The organism is Sulfitobacter sp. 1A13421, assembly GCF_043557285.1.
Classification (GTDB): domain Bacteria; phylum Pseudomonadota; class Alphaproteobacteria; order Rhodobacterales; family Rhodobacteraceae; genus Sulfitobacter; species Sulfitobacter faviae.
On sequence record NZ_JBIFFQ010000001.1, the window covers coordinates 683,304 to 703,935 of the forward strand.

Annotated in this window: 21 protein-coding genes and 1 tRNA gene; 15 read left to right on the plus strand and 7 right to left on the minus strand. The window is 62.3% G+C overall.

What is annotated here, in order from left to right; genetic code table 11:
- Positions 1-22: 22 nt before the first annotated feature.
- On the plus strand, positions 23-751 hold the full coding sequence (locus tag ACGYLI_RS03335) for a hypothetical protein (protein ID WP_394417050.1): 729 nt from the start codon (positions 23-25) through the stop codon (positions 749-751).
- A gap of 81 nt (positions 752-832) precedes the next feature.
- Here ACGYLI_RS03335 and ACGYLI_RS03340 read toward each other — a convergent pair whose 3' ends face one another.
- The 3 genes from ACGYLI_RS03340 to ACGYLI_RS03350 all read right to left on the minus strand — a co-directional run bounded on the left by ACGYLI_RS03340 (position 833) and on the right by ACGYLI_RS03350 (position 4,279).
- Entirely contained in the window at positions 833-1,939 is a 1,107-nt protein-coding gene (locus ACGYLI_RS03340; protein ID WP_394417052.1) for a M24 family metallopeptidase, read from the minus strand.
- A gap of 89 nt (positions 1,940-2,028) precedes the next feature.
- Positions 2,029-3,618: an ABC transporter substrate-binding protein gene (locus ACGYLI_RS03345; protein ID WP_394417054.1), complete on the minus strand. Its 1,590-nt coding sequence runs from the start codon at positions 3,616-3,618 to the stop codon at positions 2,029-2,031.
- 52 nt (positions 3,619-3,670) lie between these two features.
- Positions 3,671-4,279 carry a helix-turn-helix domain-containing protein gene (locus tag ACGYLI_RS03350; RefSeq protein WP_394417146.1) on the minus strand — a complete coding sequence of 203 codons (609 nt, stop codon included), beginning with the start codon at positions 4,277-4,279 and terminating at the stop codon, positions 3,671-3,673.
- A gap of 206 nt (positions 4,280-4,485) precedes the next feature.
- Between ACGYLI_RS03350 and ACGYLI_RS03355 the strand changes: the two genes are divergently transcribed.
- The 6 genes from ACGYLI_RS03355 to ACGYLI_RS03380 all read left to right on the plus strand — a co-directional run bounded on the left by ACGYLI_RS03355 (position 4,486) and on the right by ACGYLI_RS03380 (position 9,583).
- On the plus strand, positions 4,486-5,517 hold the full coding sequence (locus tag ACGYLI_RS03355) for an ABC transporter permease (protein ID WP_168613200.1): 1,032 nt from the start codon (positions 4,486-4,488) through the stop codon (positions 5,515-5,517).
- 9 nt (positions 5,518-5,526) lie between these two features.
- The gene (locus ACGYLI_RS03360) at positions 5,527-6,432 is read left to right on the plus strand and encodes an ABC transporter permease (protein WP_168613199.1); all 906 of its coding nucleotides are present in this window, start codon (positions 5,527-5,529) and stop codon (positions 6,430-6,432) included.
- A complete protein-coding gene (locus ACGYLI_RS03365) occupies positions 6,429-7,265 on the plus strand; it encodes an ABC transporter ATP-binding protein (RefSeq protein WP_394417056.1) in 837 nt (278 codons plus the stop codon). Before ACGYLI_RS03360 ends, ACGYLI_RS03365 begins: the two co-directional genes overlap by 4 nt.
- A complete protein-coding gene (locus tag ACGYLI_RS03370; RefSeq protein WP_394417058.1) occupies positions 7,262-8,017 on the plus strand; it encodes an ABC transporter ATP-binding protein in 756 nt (251 codons plus the stop codon). The genes ACGYLI_RS03365 and ACGYLI_RS03370 overlap by 4 nt, the downstream gene beginning before the upstream one ends.
- Complete coding sequence (locus tag ACGYLI_RS03375) at positions 8,014-8,511, plus strand: GAF domain-containing protein (RefSeq protein ID WP_322328370.1); 498 nt, start codon at positions 8,014-8,016, stop codon at positions 8,509-8,511. The genes ACGYLI_RS03370 and ACGYLI_RS03375 overlap by 4 nt, the downstream gene beginning before the upstream one ends.
- Before the next feature lie 430 nt (positions 8,512-8,941).
- Positions 8,942-9,583, plus strand: coding sequence for a 2-hydroxychromene-2-carboxylate isomerase (locus tag ACGYLI_RS03380; RefSeq protein WP_394417061.1), 642 nt, complete (start codon positions 8,942-8,944; stop codon positions 9,581-9,583).
- Positions 9,584-9,620: 37 nt separating this feature from the next.
- Here ACGYLI_RS03380 and ACGYLI_RS03385 read toward each other — a convergent pair.
- The 4 genes from ACGYLI_RS03385 to ACGYLI_RS03400 all read right to left on the minus strand — a co-directional run bounded on the left by ACGYLI_RS03385 (position 9,621) and on the right by ACGYLI_RS03400 (position 13,344).
- Positions 9,621-9,697: transfer RNA gene (locus tag ACGYLI_RS03385), tRNA-Arg, on the minus strand.
- A gap of 76 nt (positions 9,698-9,773) precedes the next feature.
- Complete coding sequence (locus tag ACGYLI_RS03390; protein WP_394417062.1) at positions 9,774-11,159, minus strand: sensor histidine kinase; 1,386 nt, start codon at positions 11,157-11,159, stop codon at positions 9,774-9,776.
- A gap of 8 nt (positions 11,160-11,167) precedes the next feature.
- Complete coding sequence (locus ACGYLI_RS03395; RefSeq protein WP_394417064.1) at positions 11,168-12,589, minus strand: dihydrolipoyl dehydrogenase family protein; 1,422 nt, start codon at positions 12,587-12,589, stop codon at positions 11,168-11,170.
- Positions 12,586-13,344, minus strand: a complete 759-nt coding sequence (locus ACGYLI_RS03400; RefSeq protein WP_394417066.1) for a TVP38/TMEM64 family protein — start codon at positions 13,342-13,344, stop codon at positions 12,586-12,588. Before ACGYLI_RS03400 ends, ACGYLI_RS03395 begins: the two co-directional genes overlap by 4 nt.
- Before the next feature lie 316 nt (positions 13,345-13,660).
- Here ACGYLI_RS03400 and rpmH point away from each other — a divergent pair, with 316 nt between their 5' ends.
- The 8 genes from rpmH (at position 13,661) to yihA (ending at position 20,609) form a co-directional block, all read left to right on the plus strand.
- Positions 13,661-13,795: a 50S ribosomal protein L34 gene (gene rpmH / locus ACGYLI_RS03405; protein WP_007118882.1), complete on the plus strand. Its 135-nt coding sequence runs from the start codon at positions 13,661-13,663 to the stop codon at positions 13,793-13,795.
- A gap of 26 nt (positions 13,796-13,821) precedes the next feature.
- Positions 13,822-14,244, plus strand: coding sequence for a ribonuclease P protein component (gene rnpA / locus ACGYLI_RS03410; RefSeq protein WP_067267461.1), 423 nt, complete (start codon positions 13,822-13,824; stop codon positions 14,242-14,244).
- The gene (yidD, locus tag ACGYLI_RS03415; RefSeq protein WP_067267460.1) at positions 14,241-14,462 is read left to right on the plus strand and encodes a membrane protein insertion efficiency factor YidD; all 222 of its coding nucleotides are present in this window, start codon (positions 14,241-14,243) and stop codon (positions 14,460-14,462) included. Before rnpA ends, yidD begins: the two co-directional genes overlap by 4 nt.
- A 66-nt stretch (positions 14,463-14,528) precedes the next feature.
- Positions 14,529-15,398: a tRNA 2-thiocytidine(32) synthetase TtcA gene (ttcA, locus tag ACGYLI_RS03420; protein WP_394417069.1), complete on the plus strand. Its 870-nt coding sequence runs from the start codon at positions 14,529-14,531 to the stop codon at positions 15,396-15,398.
- 107 nt (positions 15,399-15,505) lie between these two features.
- Positions 15,506-17,047: a putative bifunctional diguanylate cyclase/phosphodiesterase gene (locus ACGYLI_RS03425; protein WP_394417071.1), complete on the plus strand. Its 1,542-nt coding sequence runs from the start codon at positions 15,506-15,508 to the stop codon at positions 17,045-17,047.
- A gap of 303 nt (positions 17,048-17,350) precedes the next feature.
- A complete protein-coding gene (gene yidC / locus ACGYLI_RS03430) occupies positions 17,351-19,222 on the plus strand; it encodes a membrane protein insertase YidC (protein ID WP_394417073.1) in 1,872 nt (623 codons plus the stop codon).
- Positions 19,219-19,959 carry an MOSC domain-containing protein gene (locus ACGYLI_RS03435; RefSeq protein ID WP_394417075.1) on the plus strand — a complete coding sequence of 247 codons (741 nt, stop codon included), beginning with the start codon at positions 19,219-19,221 and terminating at the stop codon, positions 19,957-19,959. Before yidC ends, ACGYLI_RS03435 begins: the two co-directional genes overlap by 4 nt.
- A complete protein-coding gene (gene yihA, locus ACGYLI_RS03440; protein WP_394417077.1) occupies positions 19,959-20,609 on the plus strand; it encodes a ribosome biogenesis GTP-binding protein YihA/YsxC in 651 nt (216 codons plus the stop codon). The genes ACGYLI_RS03435 and yihA overlap by 1 nt, the downstream gene beginning before the upstream one ends.
- Positions 20,610-20,632: the final 23 nt, after the last annotated feature.

Genomic DNA, 20,632 nt, shown 5'->3' on the forward strand with positions numbered 1-20,632 from the left:
TCCAGCCCGATGGGAAACTCCGATGAAAAAGCTCGCTGCCAGCACCGCCTTTTGCCTGATCGCCGCCACCCTCTCCGGCGCGGCAAATGCAAATGATTTCGCCCGTTTCGACAGCCGCAAGATCGCCGTCACCGGCCTGAACTTCGCCCTGTCGCCCTCCGCCTCGGATGCGCGGATCCACCTCAACCGGGGCATGATCCAGACGCCTGTCAAACATGCTCAGCCCCCCCGCAAACTGACCCTGCCCCCGCGCGGCGGCCCATCGGCGGCGGTGCGCCATGTCATCGCCTCTGCCGAGGCGGGCGCGAAAGGCTATGACGCGGTGCAGCATGGGGCGCGGATCAAGCCGCCCAAGCGCCCCACAAGCATGACCATCGGCGAAATCTATCGCTGGATCAAGGCGACCCCAGGCCAGCCCCATGCCATCGGGCGCTACCAGTTCATCCCCAACACTTTGAGAACGCTCGTCGCCGAAGCGGGGCTGAGCAAGAGCGACCGGTTTACCCCACAGGTTCAAGACCTGCTGGCCGATCTATTGCTCGAAGACGCGGGATTTACTCCCTTCATGAAGGGCAAGATCAGCCGCCATCGTTTCATGGAAAACCTCGCCCGCATCTGGGCCGGGCTGCCCACTTCGACGGGCCGGTCCTATTATCACGGCCATGCGGGCAACCGGGCTGTCATCACTTGGAACGAATTCGACAGCCATATGAAAAGCATCTTTGAAAACACGGCGCGCGGCACCTCCTGACCGCGCGCCCCACTCTCTTCTCCCTCTCTCCGTCTCCCTCCAGGCCAAAGCGCGCGTATTTTCGCCGCTTTGGCCGCCTTTTTAGCTGCGGCGCTGCATCTCGCGCGGCATTTCCGAGAAGATTTCAGGCCCATCGGCGCGTAGGATCACGATCTCTTCCAGACGCACGCCGAATTTGCCTTCCAGATAGATGCCTGGCTCGATTGAGAAGACATTGCCTTCGGCCAGAACCGCATCGGAGTTCGCGGCGATATAGGGCGGCTCATGGATGTCGATGCCAAGGCCATGGCCGGTGCGGTGCAGGAAGTGTGCACCATAGCCCGCCTGCGTGATCACATCGCGGGCGGCGCGGTCGATCTCGCGTGCCGCGACGCCGGGGCGGGCAGCATCAAGCGCGGCCAGTACTGCCCGCTCGACCGTGGCGAAAACCTCCTCATACTCGGCATCCGGCGTGCCGAAAAAGCCGCTGCGGGTCATGTCGGAGGGGTAACCGTCTAACCGGCAGCCGGTGTCGATCAGCACGGCCATGCCTTGGGCCAATGCCGTATCGCCGGGGTAGTGATGCGGGAAAGCGCCAGATTCGCCGAAACAGACCGAGCAAAATTCAAGGTGCGCGCCGTTGGCTTTGTAGTGGTCCTGAATCAGCGCCACGACCTCACGCTCGGTGATGCCTTCTTTCAACGCGGCAAAAGCAGCCTGAACGGCACTGTCGTTCAGCAGATGCGCGGCTTTGATCGCGGCATATTCTTCGCTGTCCTTGCTGGCGCGCAGCAGGCCGACGGTGTCATCGGTAAAGCGGCGTCGCGGATGATCGAGCGCATCCAGTAGCCGCAGGGCGAAATCGGTGCGCATGGTCTCATCCAGCACCACCGAGAGCCCGGGGGCCGTAGCGCCGCAGGCGTCGAGCAGTTCGGTCAAGGCGGCCTCCGGCCCCTGATCGTCGCTCCATGCGTGGAATGGCAGATCGGTGTCTTTGCGCGCGGCGGCGGCGTTCAGGGCGGGCATCAGAAACCCTGCGTAATCGGCGCTGACCAAGAGCATCACCGGGCGTTCGTCGCCATGCGGATGCACACCAGAGAGCCACGCCATATGGCTCGACGGGCCGAGGGCAACAAGATCGGTGCCCGTCTCGGCCATGCGCGCACGCAGGTTGGCAAGGCGGGTATCGAAGGGGGAGGAAGCGGACATGGGCAAAGACCTGGGTATTCAAAAAGGGGTATTGGGATGCGCGGGCCGAGGGGAGCCCCCCGGCCCGCGCAGGGATCAGGGAAGCGGGATCAGCCCTTTTCCACCAACCGGTAGAAGACGAAATCCGATGTCGCGCCGTTCACATAGCCGGTCACGTCATCGTCCATCGCCACCTGATAGGCGGCTTGGAACATGATCACGATGGGCGAGTCCTTTTGCACCTTCTGCTGAAGGTCGCGGTACATCTCGAGCCGCTTTTCCGGGTCGGCTTCGGACAGCGCCGCCATGGTCTGCTTGTTCAGCTCTTCCGGCACGGCCCACGCGTTGCGCCATGTGGTGGTCGCGGCATAGGAGTCGTCGGAGTTGTCCGAGTTATAGGCAAAAGCCTTGGCATTGGAATGCGGGTCCATGAAGTCGGGGCCCCAGTACAGCAACATCGCCTCGTGGCTGCGCTCACGGTACTTGGTGATGACCTGACTGCCGGTGCCCGGCAGGATTTCGAAGTTAATCCCCGCGTCGGCAAAGCTCGCCTGAAGCGACTGGGCCATGTCGGTGAACGGCGCCGCGTTGATCACGTCGAGCGAGACGGTGATCGGCGTCTCGATCCCGGCATCGGCGAGGATTTGCTCTGCCTTTTCAGGATCGTAGGTGAAAGGCGTCTCGTCGAACGAGCCGGGGAAGCCCTTGGGCCAGAAGGCCTGATGCACGTCCATTTGACCTTTGATGATCGAATTGGTCATGCCTTCGTAATCCACCAGATAGCGCGCGGCTTCCCAGACGGCGGGCGGGGTCAGGCTTTCCGTCTTTTGGTTGAACGACAGGAAATGCACCGCCGCCTGCGGGTAGGTTTCGACCTTGATCTCCGCGTTGTCGATCGAGGCGATCTGGTCCGGCGTCAGGTTGCGCGCGAGGTCGATATCGCCCTTCTCAAGCAGCAACTGCTGGGTGGCGGATTCGGCCACATGGCGGATGATCACGCTGTCGATCTCGGGCGCGCCGTTGAAATAGCCCTCATTCGCGCTCATCCGAACCATCTGCGCGGGCGCATAGCGGTCGAGCTTGAAGGGGCCGGAACCGGCGGAGTTTTCGTTTAGCCAAGCATTGCCCATGTCGCCGTCGACTGCATGCTCTTTCACCAGCACGCTGTCGACGATGGAGGCGGGACGCGCGGCGAGCACGTTCAGCACAAAGGCCGGGGAGAAGTCGCCGTCGTATTTCACGGTGACGGTATTGCCCTCGGCCGTGACCATCTGGTCGATGTTCTCAGCCGTCCAGCCCAATTGGGTCAGGATGAAGGCCGGGGTGAGGTTCAGTTTGATCACGCGTGCGAAAGAGAACAGCACGTCATCCACAGTCACCGGGTTGCCGGAGGCGAATGTCGCGCCGTCGCGCAGGGTGAAGGTGATCGTCTTGGCCTCGGCATCGGCTTCCCAGTCAGAGGCCAGACCGGGTGCGAGCACCGTGGTGTCTTCGGCGTCATATTGCACCAGACGGTCGTAAAGGTTGGTGACCAGCTCGCCGGAGGTGAACTCATAAGCCTGCGCGGGGTCGAGCGCCACGATGTCGTCGATATTCTGCGCCACGACAAGCACGCCTTCGGGCGTATCGGCCAAGGCCAGCGGCGCGGCCAAGGGCAGCGCCAGCGCGCTTGCCAATAGGGTTGATCTAAGTGTTTTCATGGTTGTCTCCTTGTTGGATCGTTGAAGTTGGAATGTCATTTGCCCAGCGCGCCTAGGCTTTCTTGATCAGTTCAGGCAGCTCGATGGCCCCTGCCCGGTTCAGCACCGTCAAGGTGCCGGTCCAGAGGATGCGCGCAGTCGTGTCGGTTCGGTTTGCCCAAGCATGGGGAAGCTGGCCGCTGTAATGCAGACAGTCGCCCGCGCTCATGCGGAATTTCTGCCCGTCGAGGGTCTGCTCGATCTCTCCCTCAAGGACAAAGACCATCTCCTCGCCCTCATGGCTCACCGTCTCGGATTCGTAGCCGGGCGGGACGTTAAGCAGATAGCTCGACAGTTCTGCGCCCGGGAAAGTGGCGGCAAGGCTTTCATAGGTCAGTGATGAATTGGCCAGCGCGAACTGCGTGCGCTCATTGCCACGGGTCAGCCCGTCCGAGGGTTTGGGCGCGGCGATAAAATACTCCAAAGCCACATCCAACCCATCGGCGATCTGCGCCAACGTGCCGAGCGACGGCGTGGCATTGCCCCGCTCCACCTGACTGAGATAGCCCATCGACACGCCGGATTTGTCGCAGAGCATTTGCAGCGTCATCTGCATTTGCTTGCGCCTTTTGCGGATCGCGGCACCGAGGTTCGGCTCGGGCTTGGCTTTGTCGCGCGGCATCTTGGTCATCTCCCCTGTTCTGTGCTGACGTTACAAAAAATTATTTTGTCTGGCAAAAAAATTTTTGCAAATGGCGAAATTTGTTTTATGCACAAAGCATCCAGAACGGTGCCACCGCACCCTGAGGCCGCATGTCGGCGCAGGAAATGGCTTGCTTATCAATGGCATCGGCGAAGGAAGGGAGGGCGTGGCCCGTGAATACGAATATGACAAAAGCCCGCAGGCTGGCGCAGGGGGTCTCCTCTCTCGGCGGTTTTGCGGTGGTGACCCTGCTCACCTTCATCGGGCTGATGGCGATCACATTTTTCATCGGGCGGGTCATTCCGATTGATCCGGTGCTGGCCGTGGTCGGCGACCGTGCGACCCAAGAACAATATGACGCCGCCCGCGTGGCGATGGGGCTGGACCGGCCCCTGATCATGCAATTCTTCTCCTATGTCGGCGATGTGTTCCAAGGCGACCTCGGGCATTCCGTCTCGACCAACCGGCCCGTGGCGCAGGACCTTGCTCAGGTCTTTCCCGCCACGCTTGAGATGGCAACGCTGGGCATTCTGATTGGCATCGGCCTTGGCGTGCCCTGCGGTGTCTGGGCCGCCGCGCGGCAGGGCACTTGGGTGGATCAGATCATCCGCGTCTTCGCGCTGCTGGGCTACTCGGTGCCCGCCTTCTGGCTGGGGCTTGTCGGGCTTGTCATCTTCTACGCCAATCTGGGTTGGGTCGCGGGGCCGGGCCGTGTCGATATCTTTTACGAAGGCATGGTAGCGCCGCGCAGCGGGCTGATGCTGGTGGATTCGGCCCTTGCTGGTGAGTGGGACATCTTCTGGAACGCGCTGGATCACCTGATCCTGCCTGCCGCGATCCTCGGGTTTTTCTCGCTCGCCTATATCGCGCGGATGACCCGCAGCTTCATGTTGGACCAACTGGGGCAAGAATTCATCACCACCGCGCGGGTCAAGGGCGTGGCCGAATGGCGGGTGCTTTGGGTGCATGGGTTCCGCCCGATCCGCGTGCCGCTGATCACCGTGATCGGCCTGTCTTACGCCGCCCTGCTGGAAGGGTCGGTGATGATCGAGACGGTCTTTAGCTGGCCGGGCATCGGGAACTACCTGACCGTGGCGCTGCTCAATGCCGATATGAACGCCGTGTTGGGGGCGACGCTGGTGATCGGCGCGGTCTTCATCCTGATCAACAAACTCTCGGATGTGCTCTACCGCATCCTTGACCCGCGCAGCCGCTAGGAGGCCGTCATGACCACTGCAAGAAACTGGCTTTTGGACGACTCCCCCGCCTCGAAATTGCAGGCGAATATGGGCAACGCCTATCGCATGCTGCTGCAATTGCTGCGCAATCCGCTAGCGGTGGTGGGGGCGGTGATCCTGCTGATGCTAATCCTCGCCGCGCTGTTTGCGCCTTGGATCGCGCCGCAGAATCCGCTGGGACAGAACCTCGACGCCCGCCTGTTGCCCCCTTCGGCGGCGCATTGGATGGGCACGGATGAACTGGGCCGCGACATTTTCAGCCGCGTGATCTATGGCGCGCGGATCACCCTGATGATCGTGGCCTTGGTCGCTGTCATCGCCGCCCCGCTGGGGCTGCTGATCGGCGCGATCTCGGGCTATTTCGGCGGCTGGACCGACAGGGTCTTGATGGGGGTGACGGATGTGTTTCTGTCCATGCCCAAACTGATCCTCGCGCTGGCCTTCGTCGCGGCCCTCGGGCCGGGGATCGAGAATGCCATCATCGCCATCGCCATCACCTCATGGCCCGCCTATGCGCGTATCGCCCGGGCCGAGACGCTGACCTTCCGCAATTCCGAGTTCATCTCGGCCATGCGCCTGCTCGGCGCGTCGCACGGGCGGATCATCACGCGGCACGTGCTGCCGCTGTGCACCTCGTCGATGATCGTGCGGGTGACGCTGGACATGGCGGGGATCATCCTGACCGCCGCGGGCCTTGGCTTTCTGGGCCTCGGCGCGCAGCCGCCGCTGCCGGAATGGGGCGCGATGATCTCGCGCGGGCGGGCCTTCATCTTGGATCAATGGTGGGTGGCGACGATGCCCGGCTTTGCGATCATCCTTGTCTCGCTCGGCTTTTGTTTTCTGGGCGACGGGCTGCGCGATGTGCTCGACCCCAAACAAGGAGGCAAGTCATGACCGCGGCACTGCTGGAACTTGAAAACCTCACCGTCAGCTTCCCCACCCCCAAGGGCCGGGTTGAGGTAGTCAAAGGGCTGTCCTTCACCCTCGGTCGCGAACGGCTTGGGATCGTCGGCGAAAGCGGCTCGGGAAAATCCATGACCGGGCGCGCGATCCTGCGGCTTGTGCGTCATCCGGGGCGGCAGCAGGCCGATGTGATGCGCTTTGACGGGATCGACCTACAAAGCCAGTCGGAAAGACAAATGCGCAACCTGCGAGGGGCGCGGATTTCGATGATCATGCAGGACCCAAAGTTCTCGCTGAACCCGGTGATGACCGTGGGTGCGCAGATCGCCGAGGCGCTGCTGACCCACGAACGCCTCGCCCGGCGCGATGTGAAGGCCCGGGTGATCGAAATGCTGCAATCGGTGCGGATCAATGAGCCCGAGCGGGTGATCGACCTCTACCCGCATGAGGTCTCGGGCGGCATGGGCCAGCGCATCATGATCGCCATGATGCTGATCCCGCGCCCCGATCTGCTGATCGCGGACGAGCCAACCTCGGCGCTGGATGTCAGCGTGCAGGCGCAGGTGCTCGACCTCATCGACGAGCTGGTGCGCGACCACGGCATGGGGCTGATCTTGATCTCCCATGACCTCAACCTCGTAGCGCGCTATTGCGACCGGATCCTTGTGATGCACGCAGGTCAGGTGGTGGAAAGCTGCGCCGCCGCCGACCTGCACAAGGCCAGCCATCCCTATACCAAGGGCCTTTTGGCCGCGGTTCCGAAAATGGAAGAGACGCGCGATGAACTGCCCGTCCTCGACCGCAGCGCATGGAGCGGCACATGAGCGCGATTACACTCAAGAACCTCGACATCTCCTATGGGCAAACCAAGGTGGTCACCGGGGTGAATATCGACGTGGCCGAGGGCGAAAGCTTTGCGCTGGTGGGCGAAAGCGGCTCGGGCAAGTCCACGGTGCTCAAGGCCATCGCGGGGCTGGCCCCCGATTGGACCGGTGAGATTTCCGTGCTCGGCCAGCCGCGTGGTCACAAGGTGGACCGCGCCTTTGCCGGGCAGTGTCAGATGGTGTTCCAAGACCCCTATGCCTCTCTCCATCCCCGCAAGACGGTGGACGGCGTGCTGTCCGAGCCGCTGATGATCCACGGGCTTGGCAATCGCAGCGCCCGCGTGGTGGAGATGTTGCAGGCCGTCGGCCTCGACAAACGTTTCCGCTTCCGCTTTCCGCATCAGCTCTCCGGCGGGCAGCGGCAACGGGTCGCCATCGCGCGCGCGCTGATGCTTGAGCCCAAGGTGATGCTGCTGGATGAGCCGACCTCAGCGCTGGATGTCTCGGTTCAGGCGGAGATCCTCAACCTGCTGAAACGGCTGCGCCGCGAACAGGGGCTGACCTATCTGATGGTCACCCACAATCTGCCCGTCGTCAGTTTCATGTGCGAGCGCATGGCGGTGATGAACAAAGGCCGCGTGGTCGAGATCGCCCCGTCCAGCGCGCTGCATGACGGCAGCTTTACCGATCCCTATACCCAAGCCCTCTACGCCGCCTCGGGCGGCAATCCAGACCGCAAGGAAGCCCCATGACCGATACCACCGACGCAATGCAACGCTTTCAGACAGCGCTTGAGCAGGCGACCACCGAGACACAGGCCTTCGACGCGCTCTGCGCGCTGACCAAGGCCACCGTGGGGGCCAAACTCTTTACCGTGATGACCGCGGATATGGACGCGATGCTGGCGCGGCGGGTCTATACCGACGACGCCGAGAATTACCCAACCTCCGGCACCAAAGAGATCACCATCGACACTTGGTTCGAACAGGTCCACGGGCGGCAGGAATGCTTTGTCGCCAACACCTTGGCCGATATCGACGCGGTCTTTCCCGATGCGGAACTGATTGGCCGTTTGGGCTGCGCCTCGGTCGTGAACCTGCCGATCATCATCGGCGGCAAGATGGTCGCCACGGTCAACATCCTGCACGAAGAGGGCTACTACACCCCCACCCGCGTGGAACAGGTCAAAGCGCTGCTGACCCTGCCTGCCATCGCCACCATGGCCGTGGTGCGGCAAATGGGCTGACGCCCGGAGCGGGCGCTGCCGAAAGAAGGCCGTCGCTAAAATGCGGCGGCCTTTTTGACTTGCGGCCCCGGCCAAAGGCCGCCACCATCCCGGCCAAGACGGAACCCATCGGGCATCGCTAAGGTTAATCTTATGAACATGCCCTAGGAGGAATGGCTCATGTGGACTTACGAACTTTTGATCCTGATCATGGCCGCGGTGGCGGCACTGGCATTCATGGCCAAGCAACGCCCCCAGCCTCGGAAGGTCCGCGCAATCGCGCCCCGGCCCCGCGCGAACAGATTGCATAACCGCCGGTATTGAGGCGTCATCGCGGTTAGAAGCGCCCCGTTACGGGCCCCCCCGCTATTCCGCACTCGGCTTTCGGCCCCCGTCCTTGTCTCCCCGTCGGTTTCCGCCATGATGCTGGCAAAACCGGAGGGAGCCGACCTTGGACACCATTGAATATTTCTATTCCGCCCATTCCGCCTACGCCTATCTGGGGCATCGCAAGCTCTTGGAAATTTGCGCGGCCCGCGGTGCGCGGCTGGTGCATCGCCCCTTTGACCTCAACCCCGTGATCGCCTCAAGCCGTGTGGACCACTTCCGCGGCTTCACGCCCCATTACATCGACTATTTCTTTGGCCGAGAGATCGAGCGTTGGGCGCAGTATCGCGGGCTGGAGGTTCTCAACCACCGCCCGACCCATCACGACAACCCGCTGAACCTTGCAAACGGCTACCTGATCGCCGCCGCTCAGGCAGGGCGGGATGTCGACGCGCTTTCTTTCGCGATTCTTCAGGCCCATTGGCGCGATGATATCGATCTCGCGAATCCCGAGCATCTGCGCCGCGCGACTGAAGCGGTCGATCCCGACTGCGACGGGCTGATTGCACGGGCGATGGAAGAGAATGTGCAGGCAATCCACGCGCAAAACACCAAAGAAGCTATCGCCCGCGGCATCTTTGGCTCGCCCAGCTATTTTCTGAATGGTGACATGTATTACGGCCAAGACCATCTGGAACTGATGGACCACGCCTTTGACCAGCCCTACCGCGACACGGGCTTCTACAACCCGCCGCGAGACGGATAAGACGCCCACAAGCGCCGTGTTCTTCAATTTTGGGTAGTGGCGGACCGAGGAGGATTCGAACCCCCGACCCCCTGATTCGTAGTCAGGTACTCTATCCAGCTGAGCTATCGGTCCACTGAGCGGGGGTTTAGTCTTAGCCCCGGGGAGTTGCAAGCCCTCGTTTCAAGGAAATGCAATTTTCTTCAAAAATCTACAGGGCGCCGTCCCCCTTGGGGAGTGTTATGTCAAAAACCGTACCTTCCGGCCCGCTGCTGCGCAGCGCGAGGCTGCCACCGTGGCCACGCACCAGTTCGGAGGCGATTACCAGCCCCAAACCGGAGCCACCCTTGCGCGCCCCGCCCTGGAAGGCGGTGAAGAGATGCTCCCGCGCTTTGGGCGGCAGGCCGGGGCCGGTATCGCTGACGGTGATGCACCATGCCTCGCCCATATCCTCGGCCCGCAGGTAGACGTCGCCCGGTTTGCCGGTGGCGGTGATCGCCTGCCGGGCGTTACGCATGAGATTTGCCAGCACGCGGTACATTTGTTCAGGATCCGCACGCACGGTGAGATTCGCGGGAATATCAGCGGCAAAGCGCACGATGCTTTCGGGATCGGCAAGGCGTTCGCCGTCGATGACCTCTTCCACCAGTTCTTCGAGCGGCATGAGCGTCAGCGTCGGCCCCGGCTCTTCGGCCTTGCCGAAGGCCAGCGTCGATTCGCATAGGTGTACCGCCCGGGTGATCGACCCCACAAGCTTGGGCGCCATGCGTTTGACGGTCGGGTCTTCGGACATTTCGATCCGGTCGGTGAACAGCTGGGCAGAGGTGAGGATGTTGCGCAGATCATGGCTGATCTTGCTAACGGCGCTGCCCAATTGGGCCAAACGCTCTTTCTGTTTAAGCGCCTGCGTGAGGTCGGTTTGCAGCTTCTGAAGCGCCTCTTCGGCCTCGCGCAATTCGGTCACGCTGGCGGAAGGCTCGATAATCCGCCGCGCATCTTCGGGTGCGGCGGCATAGCGCTGCATATGCCCCGCCACCCGTTTGATCGGTTTCAGCAGCAAGGCCCGCATGGCAAAGAACAAAAGCACCGCCGTGATGACCGAGATCACCGCCGAAAGGATGAGGATGCGAATCCCGTAGTCGAGCATGGCGACACGCATGGGCGCTGTCTCCATCGTGACCTCAATCAGCAGCCCCGCTTCGCGCACCGGCGCGCCGATCACTCGGACCACCTCATTCCCCGGGCGGAACAGCCGCAGCATCGCATCCCGGATCAAGATCGTCGCCGAGGCATCGCGCAGATCATAGGTCTGCGACACCATGCGCGGCATGGGCGACGCCAGCACCAATTGCCGCGCCTCATCCCGGCGCAGCACCACATTGAACACCTCGGCGTTGCGCAGCAGTTCCTCTTCCAACTCCGGGTCGAGCATGTCGTCGGCCAAAAGCGCCAGCGAGGCGATCTGCGCCCGCTCCAACCGGGTCAGCATATATTCCTCGCGAAACCGCGCGATGGAGGGGACAAAGATCAGCACTTCGGCCAGCATCACAAAGATGGTGGTGAGGATCAGCAGGCGGCCAGAAAGCGAGTGGATCATGGGCGATCTCAGGGCAAGAGGCGCTGCACGGCGCGCACCACCGTTTTGACCAGAGCGCTTTCGAACAGGCGCGGGCTGAAATAGGCCCCCGCCGCGCGTTTGTTAATCTCCGAGATCGTGGGGTAAGGGGCAACCATAGCAGCAATCTGGCTCATCTTCATCTTATTGACCAGCGCAAGCGACCACAGGGTGATCAATTCGCCCGCCTGATGGCCGACGATACTGGCCCCCACCGGGCGGCCCTTGACCACCATCACCTTGATGAACCCTTTGGTCTGACGCTCGGCAATCGCGCGGTCGTTGTGGTTGTAATGGAACCGCACGACCTCCAGCTTGTCGCCATGCTCTTCGCGCGCCTGCGCTTCGGTCAGCCCCACCTGCGCCAGTTCCGGCGCGGCATAGGTGACCCATGGAATATGGTGTAGCTTCGTCTTGCTCGGCAGGCCAAAGAGGATTGAGCGGATCACCACCCCGGCGTGATAGCCTGCCACATGGGTGAATTGCAGCCCGCCTGCCACATCGCCGATGGCATAGACCCGGCGGTTGCTGCTGCGCAGGCTGTCGTCGACCTTGATGCCTGCCTTGGTGGTCTCCACCCCGGCCTTATCCAGATCAAGCCGGTCGATGTTGCTCTTGCGCCCCACGGCCATCAACAGATGCGAGCCCTTGATCACGCGGCCATCCTTGGTCTCGACCGTGATCGCCCCCGCCGCACCGCTGACCTTGGCCGCATCGCTGCCTTCCTCGAAAACCACCCCCTCGTCCCGCATGGTCTGCAACACCACCTCGGACAGCTCGGGGTCATCCTTGCCAAGCGCGCGGCTGCCTTCGATCACGGTGACCTTGCAGCCCATCCGCACATGCGCCTGCGCCATCTCAATGCCGATGGGGCCGCCACCGATGATGATCAGATGCTCGGGCTTCTCGCGCAGATCAAAGAGGGTCTCATTCGTCTCATAGGGCACATCCTCCAACCCCGGAATCGGCGGCACCAGCGGAGAGGAGCCGGTGGCCACGACGATGCGCCGCGCGGTGATGATGGTATCGCCCGCCTGCACCTCTCTATCGGAAATGAAATGCCCGTATTCGCGGATTACCCGCACGCCCAAGCCCTCGAACCGTTCAACCGAATCGACCGGCGCGATTTGCGAGATGACATCGGCCACGTGATCCTTGGCGGCGGCGTAGTCGACCACCCCGGCGGCAGCCTCCACCCCATATTGCGCGCTGTGTTGCTGGGTATAGGCGGTCTTGCCGGTCTTGATCAGCGCCTTGGAGGGCACGCAGCCATAGTTCAGGCAATCGCCGCCCATCTTGTGCCCTTCGAGCAGGGTCACATCCGCGCCCATCTGCACGGCCCCCGCTGCCACCGACAACCCGCCAGAGCCTGCGCCGATGATCAGAACGTCGGTCTTGATACGGTTGGTCATTTCAGCAGATCCTTCTTCCCGGTAAATGTCTTGATCGCCACGGGCAGCAGCGACAGCACGCAAAGGCCCAGAATGGGCAATAGAATATGCGGCTCGAAAATAATCCCGAGGTCGGGCGACTCACCCCGGGCGAAAACCGCACCTAGCCCTGCGCCCACCGAGGTAAAGACCAAGGCCCCCGGCATGATCCCGAAAAACGTCGAGATCACGAAGCGAAACAGCGGCACACCGAGAAAGGCCGGCAGCAGATTCGCGACAAAGAAGGGCACCACCGGCACCAGCCGGATAAAGAAGAGCATCGACCACTGGTTGTCGTCGATCCCCGCCTTGATCTTGCGCACCATGCCCTCAGAGGCGTCCATCCGGTCTTTCAACCGTGCGCCAAGGCCCCATTGCGCGGCCAGAAAGATCACCACCGCGCCCAAGGTCGCAGCACTGACGTTATAAAGCACGCCCGGAAACAGCCCGAAGAGGAAGCCGCCCGTCAAAGTGGCCACCGTGGCCCCCGGCAGGGAAAAGGCCACGATCACCACATAGGCGGCGACAAAGACCAGCGCGGTCAGCAGGTAGTTGCTGTCGCGAAAGGCGATCAGCGCCTCGCGATTGTCACGCAGCGCGTCAAAACTCAGGTAATCGCGCAGGGTAAAGGCCCCGATGGCCGCGATGACGGCGATCAGCGCAAGGGGCAGATAGCGCATCAGCGCAAGGGGCAGATAGCGCATCAGCGCGGGTTTACTTTGGTCATTGCGGCTCATTTTCACACTTCCTTGGGCCTACATCAGACCAATTTCGCTTTCCTCAATGATGGCGTGAAGCGGGGCGCGGGAACAGGCTCCTCACGCGCGCTTGATGGGACTTGTGCGGGAAAGGGCGATTTTGCAAAGTTACGGGGTGAACTGAAACAATTCCGGCCCCGCAAACCGGCATTTTGTTGCAAAGCGCGGTTTTTCCCTATCAGGGGGTTTGACTTGCGCGTCCCGCCGCATTAGAGGACGGGCTTGAATTGACGCTGGCCGCGGTGGAACCTTCAAGTGATTCCGTGCCCAGCCAGCTTTAGATGGAGACGGAGCGATGAAACGCACCTTTCAACCCTCGAACCTCGTGCGCAAGCGGCGCCATGGTTTCCGCGCGCGCATGGCCACCAAAGCCGGCCGTAAGATCATCAACGCACGCCGCGCACAGGGCCGGAAATCGCTGAGCGCATAAGCGCCCTCGATCTTCGGAACCAGAATATGACACCGCCGGAGGCACCCTTGAATGGCACTTGCGCCACGAAGGGGAACCCTGCCCCGGCGGTTTCTCTGCGTCTGGAGACCCTGACCAAACGGGCGGATTTCCAACGTGCCAGCCGCGCCAAACGCGTGGCCACCCCCGGCTTCATTCTACAAATGCGACCCCGCCGGGAGGATGAGCCCAGCGCGGCGCCCATTCGCGTGGGATTCACCTGTTCCAAGAAGGTCGGCAATGCCGTGGCCCGCAACCGCGCCAAGCGCCGCCTACGCGAGATCGCGCGGCTCACCCTGCCGCAGGCCGGGCGCGCGGGCATGGACTATGTCTTTGTCGGGCGGCGCGAGGCGACAGCCACCCTGCCCTTCGACCAATTGCTCGCTGATCTGGCCCGCGCGCTGGATATTCTGCATGGGGTCCGAAAATGACTCCCCTGGCCGCGCTTCTTGCCCTGCCGGTGCGCGGCTATCGGCTGATCTTCAGCCCATGGGTCGGGCATAACTGCCGCTATCAGCCCACCTGCAGCGCCTATGCGCTGGAAGCCTTACAAAAACACGGCGGGCTGCGCGGCGGATGGCTGGCCGCCCGCCGGATCGCGCGCTGCCACCCTTGGGGGCAAAGCGGGATCGACAACGTTCCCGATTAGCGCCGCGCTTGCGGCAAAGGGGCAAAATGCCCTAGGTGAAGCCAAGCTGATAGTGAGAGACCGACGATGCTGGACGAAACCGACGAGATTCACCCCCTCTTTGCCGGTGCACCGCAAAGCACCGAGTTCAAGAAACTGCGCAAACGCATCGTCCGCATGACCCGCGAGGCGATCGATCAATACGGCATGGTGGAGCCGACCGCCCAAGGTGCGCCCAAGCCGAAATGGCTGGTCTGCCTGTCAGGCGGCAAAGACAGCTATACCCTGCTGGCGGTTCTGCATGAACTGCAATGGCGCGGCCTGCTGCCGGTCGAGCTTTTGGCCTGCAATCTCGATCAGGGGCAGCCAAATTTCCCGGCGACCGTGCTGCCGGAATTCCTTGAAAAGATGGGCGTGCCGCATCGCATCGAATATCAAGACACCTATTCAATCGTGATGGACAAGGTCCCTGCCGGGCGCACCTTCTGCGCGCTCTGCTCCCGCCTGCGCCGGGGCAATCTCTACCGGATCGCGCGGGAGGAGGGCTGCTCTGCCGTGGTGCTGGGGCACCACCGGGACGACATCCTCGAAACCTTTTTCATGAACCTTTTCCACGGCGGACGACTGGCGACCATGCCGCCCAAATTAGTTAACGAGGAAGGCGATCTTTTTGTCTACCGCCCCCTCGCCCATGTCGCGGAAAGCGATTGCGAGCGTTTTGCCACGGCGATGAACTACCCGATCATTCCCTGCGATCTCTGCGGCTCGCAGGACGGGCTTCAGCGCCAACAGGTAAAGGCGATTCTCGACGGGTGGGAGGCCAATAGCCCCGGTCGTCGCCAAGTCATGTTCCGCGCGCTGATGAACGCCCGCCCCTCGCATCTGCTGGATCCCAAGCTTTTCGACTTCGCCGGGCTCATGCGGAACATTGAGGGTACGGAGCAAGAACAATTTTAGATAATAATCCGCAAAAAAGCGGGTTCTGTTAACCCACAGCACACCCTAAAGGCGATATCCCTCCCCCGTCAGCGCAGGCATTGCGCGTACTGGGAAGGGATATCGCGATGGCAATTCACCGGCTTTCCGGGCTCACGCAGCTGCGGCAGTCGTTCGCCGCTTTGCTCAGCGGTCAGGCCGCTTTGGCCTTCCTCCCCGCGCTGACGTTGCTGGCCTTTTGGATCGGCGGCGAAATGGCTCTGATCGCCGCCTCCGCTGCGCTGCCGCTTCTTTTCCTTGCGGGGCAGCGCTTTAGCGGGAATTCCCAGGCACACCAAGACGCGCTCGGCGGCATCCTACAGCGCAGCGCTTTTGAGGAGCTGACAGAACAAGTTTTTCAAACCGCCCATTCGCGGGGGCGTTTGTCGGCCACATGTTTCATCGCGCTCGAAGGGCTTGACCAAATCATCGAACGCCACGATCAAACCGCCGCCGACACGGTCCTGCGGCAAAGCGGCGAACGATTGCAGGGCGCCCTGCGCGACGATGATCTCATCGGCAAGATGGGAGAGGCGCGGTTCGCCGTCTGCACCGCCCCGGTCCGACAACTCGATCTTGAGCTTTGCATTCAACTGGCGGGGCGGCTGCAATCCGCCTTGGAAAAACCGTTTTTCGTCGACGGGGTTACGATCTACCTCACGGCCTCCGTCGGCTTTTGCCTTAACACCCGCACCCCGGGCGGGGATGGCGCCGCATGGCTTGCCGCCGCCGCCACCGCCCTGCGCAGTGCGCAGCGGCGTGGCCCCTCCTCCATTCGCGCCTTTTCCGACCAGATGCGCCGGGAAACCGAAAGCCGCGCCGAACGGCGCGAAGAGGTCGCGCAGGCTTTGGACAGCGGCCAAATTCAACCATGGTTCCAGCCGCAAATCTCAACCGACACAGGCCAGATCACCGGTTTTGAAGCCTTGGCGCGCTGGAACCATCCGGTACAGGGCATGATCCCCCCTTCGGATTTCCTGCCCGCCGTCGAAGAGGCCGGCCTGTTGGAGCGTTTGGCCGAAGTCATGATGTACCACGCCTTCGCCGCCCTCAAAGCTTGGGATGGGTCCGGCACCGTGGTGCCGCAGATCGGGGTGAATTTCGCCGGGGGCGAACTTGCCAACCCCCGGCTCATCGACAAAATCACTTGGGAGTTGGACCGGTTCGACCTGCCCCCCGACCGGCTCGCGATCGAAGTGCTGGAAACCGTCGTCGCCTCGACTGCAGACGATGTGATCACCCGCAATATCAACGCCCTGCGCAAGCTCGGTTGCCGCATCGATCTTGACGACTTCGGCACGGGCCATGCCTCCATCGCATCCATCCGCCGCTTTTCCGTCAGCCGGATCAAGATCGACCGCTCTTTCGTCATGAAAGCAGATCGCGACCCCGATCAACAGCGCATGATCAGCGCCATTCTCACCATGGCCGAACGACTGGGCATTGAGACCCTCGCCGAAGGTGTGGAAACGGTGGGGGAGCATGTCTTACTCGCCCAACTCGGCTGCGACCATGTGCAGGGATTCGGCATCGCCCGCCCCATGCCCTTTGAGCAAACACTCGATTGGATCGCCCGCCACAACGCGAAACTGCAAGACGTGCCGCGCATCATGAATGGGCGTGCCACCTAGCGGGCTCTGTGCTTAGCACCGGCCCGGGGCATTAAGCGACGGTGGTCGCGACTGCCGAAGAGGTTGGAGGCGAAGGAGAACACCCCGCGCCCCGAAGTACGGCCACACCCTCCGCCCCCTGCCCCGTTCAATGCCGGGGCCACCGCTCCCCCGCAACCGCCCCCGGCGAAACTCCGCAAAACCCATGCCAGATGGACCAAAACCACCCTGCATCCCCCTTCATCCCGCCCGATTCCACTTGACCTTTGGCCCCGCACTCTGTTGAACCCCCGTGATATTCAAAGACATCAGGTGGCGGTCCCCATGGACGAACAGAACAAGAATCTCATCCTTGCCACGGCGCTCAGCTTTGCCGTCATCCTCGTGTGGTTCCTTCTGTTCCCGCCCCCTGAAGCCGACCCAGCATTGGAACCCGGCAGTGAGATCAGCGAGACTGTCGAAGGCACTTCTGTTCCCGCCTCCACCGCCGATACCGCTGCCGCACCTGGCACGGAAGATGGCGAAGGCGCCGCCCCCGAAGGCCGCCGCGCGGCACTGGCAGCAGCGCCCCGCGTGGCAATCGCGACCGACAAGGTCAGCGGCTCCATCTCGCTCATGGGCGGTCGGATCGACGATCTGAAACTGAACGATTACCAAACCACGCTCGACGCGGATGCCGAAATCGTGACCCTGCTCTCCCCCGAAGGATCGAGCGATGCCTACTACGCGCTGCACGGTTGGGCCGCCGGTTCGGGCCTCGCCCCCGATTCCGTCCCGGGTGTCGACACGCTTTGGACCCTGAGCGAGGGCGAAACGCTGGGCGTCGACAGCCCCGTGACCCTCACTTGGGACAATGGCGCCGGGCAGGTCTTTACCCGCACCATCTCGGTCGATGACCAATATATGTTCGACATCACCCAGAGCGTGACCAACAACGGCGAAGGCGCGGTGAACCTCGCCCCCTTCGGCATGATCGCGCAGCACGGGCTCCCCGAAGACCTGAAAAGCTTCTTCATCCTGCATGAAGGCGCCGTGGCCATGGCCAATGGTGAGCTTTCCGAAGTTGATTGGGACGATATCGCCGAAGCCGATGTGAACAGCACCTGGGGCCGCCCCGCCGTGGTCACCGAAGGCGTTACCGAGGGCTGGGTCGGCTTTACCGATCACTATTGGCAGGCGGTGCTGATCCCCGATGCGGGCGAAACCTTTGAACAGGCGCTCACCTATGATCCGCGCGCGGACACCTACCGCGCCTTCACCCGCCAGCCGACCCGCTCGGTCGCGGCAGGCGAAAGCGTAAGCACCTCCAGCAAGTTTTTCGCCGGCGCCAAGGAATGGGAAACCCTTCAGGATTACCAATCCTCCGGTGTTGCCAAATTCATCGACAGCATCGACTGGGGTTGGTTCTTCTTCCTGACCAAGCCGATCTTCTGGCTGCTGCATGAGCTGAACAAACTTATCGGCAACATGGGTGTCGCCATCATCGGCCTGACGCTGCTGATCAAGGCTGTCCTCTTCCCGCTGGCGTACAAATCCTACGTCTCCATGGCGCGGATGAAAGAACTTCAGCCCGAGATGGAAAAGCTGAAGAAAGAAGCGGGCGACGACCGTCAGAAAATGCAACAGGGCATGATGGAGCTCTATAAGAAGAACAAGGTGAACCCTGCTGCGGGCTGCCTGCCGATCCTGCTGCAAATCCCGATCTTCTTCTCGCTCTACAAGGTGATTTTCGTCACGATCGAGTTGCGCCACGCGCCCTTCTTTGGCCCGTTCCAAGACCTCAGCGCGCCCGATCCGACCTCGATCATGAACCTCTGGGGCCTCTTGCCCTATGCCGCGCCCGAGCCGGGTTCGATGCTGGCGCTGATCTTCATCGGCATCCTGCCGCTGCTCTTGGGTATCTCCATGTTCTTGCAGCAAAAGCTGAACCCGGCGCCCACCGATCCGACACAGCAAATGATCTTTGCGTGGATGCCGTGGGTGTTCATGTTCATGCTGGGCGGTTTCGCGAGCGGCTTGGTGGTGTACTGGATCGCCAACAACACGATCACCTTCACCCAGCAATATTTGATCATGCGCAGCCAGGGTTACAAACCTGACCTCTGGGGCAACATCAAAGGCGGCTTCAAACGCACGCCCAAGAGCGCTGCCGCCAATGCGGATGCCAAGCCCAAATCGGGCAAGTCGAAAAAATGATGCAGGTCACCGCGCTCAACCGGCATCCGCTCAAGGCCCATGGCCGCGAGACGGTTGAGCGTGTGACCCTGCGCGCCGGGCAATCCATGCCCTACGACCGGCTCTGGGCCGTGGCCCATGACGCCTCCAAAGCCGCGCCCGGAGACTGGGCGCGGTGTTTAAATTTCACCCGGGGGGCCTCTTCGCCGCAGTTGCAGGCGATCACGGCCAAGCTGGATGAGACGACTGAGATGCTCACCCTGCGCCACCCGACGCGCGGCGAAATCACCTTCCACCCGGATCGCGAACAGGCGGCTTTCCTCGACTGGGTGCGCCCGCTGGTGGCCGAAGGCCGCGCTGCCCCGTTGGACATCCTCCGCCTTGATGGCCGCGGCTATACCGACAGCGCGGAGCCGACGCTGTCGCTCAACAGCCTCACCTCCCATCGCGCGGTCGAAGAATTGGCAGCTGCCCCGCTGCAAACCGCCCGCTGGCGCGGCAACATCTGGTTTGACGGCGCCGCCCCTTGGGCCGAGTTCGACTGGCTGGGGCGGGACCTGAAAATCGGCAAAGCACGGCTGCATGTGTCCAAACGCATCACCCGCTGCCTTGCCACCACCGTCAACACCGACACCGGCGCGCGCGACGTGGACACGCTCGCCGCGCTCGACCAATTGGGTCACCGGGATTTCGGTGTTACCCTGACCGTCACTAATGGCGGAGAGATCGCCGTGGGCGACGAACTGGAGCTGATCTGATGCAAGTGAACTACACCATCGCCGAAGAGCCCGACGCCTCGAGCGCCGAGAAGGGCCGGATGCTTTTCGCCGGGGAGACGACATTCGTCAAAGGCGTGGTGGCGATGGATGGGCTGCCGCCCCCCGACCGGATGGAGGTCTGCTTTGCCGGTCGTTCCAACGTCGGGAAATCGACGCTGATCAACGCGCTGACAGGGATGAAAGCGCTGGCACGGGCGTCGAACACACCGGGCCGGACGCAAGAGATTAACTTTTTCACCGCCGGGGAAGAGCACTACCTCGTCGACCTGCCGGGCTATGGCTATGCCAATGCGCCGCTGCCGGTGGTCGAGAAGTGGCAGCGCCTGCTGAAACAATACCTCTCGGGCCGCCAGACCCTGCGCCGCGCCTTCGTGCTGATCGACGCGCGCCATGGTGTGAAGAAGGTCGATGATGAGATCATGTCTCTGCTCGACAGTTCCGCCGTCACCTTTCAGGTCGTGCTGACCAAAGCCGACAAGGTCAAAGAGGCCGAGCGTGAGAAGATCCTGAAGCAGGTGAAGGACGCGCTGAGCAAACACCCCGCCGCCTACCCGGAGATTGTCGTGACATCTTCGGAAAAGGGCTGGGGCATCCCTACGCTGCGTGCCATCATCGCCACGCTGGTATAGCACCTCCCGCCGCTATCGGCTTC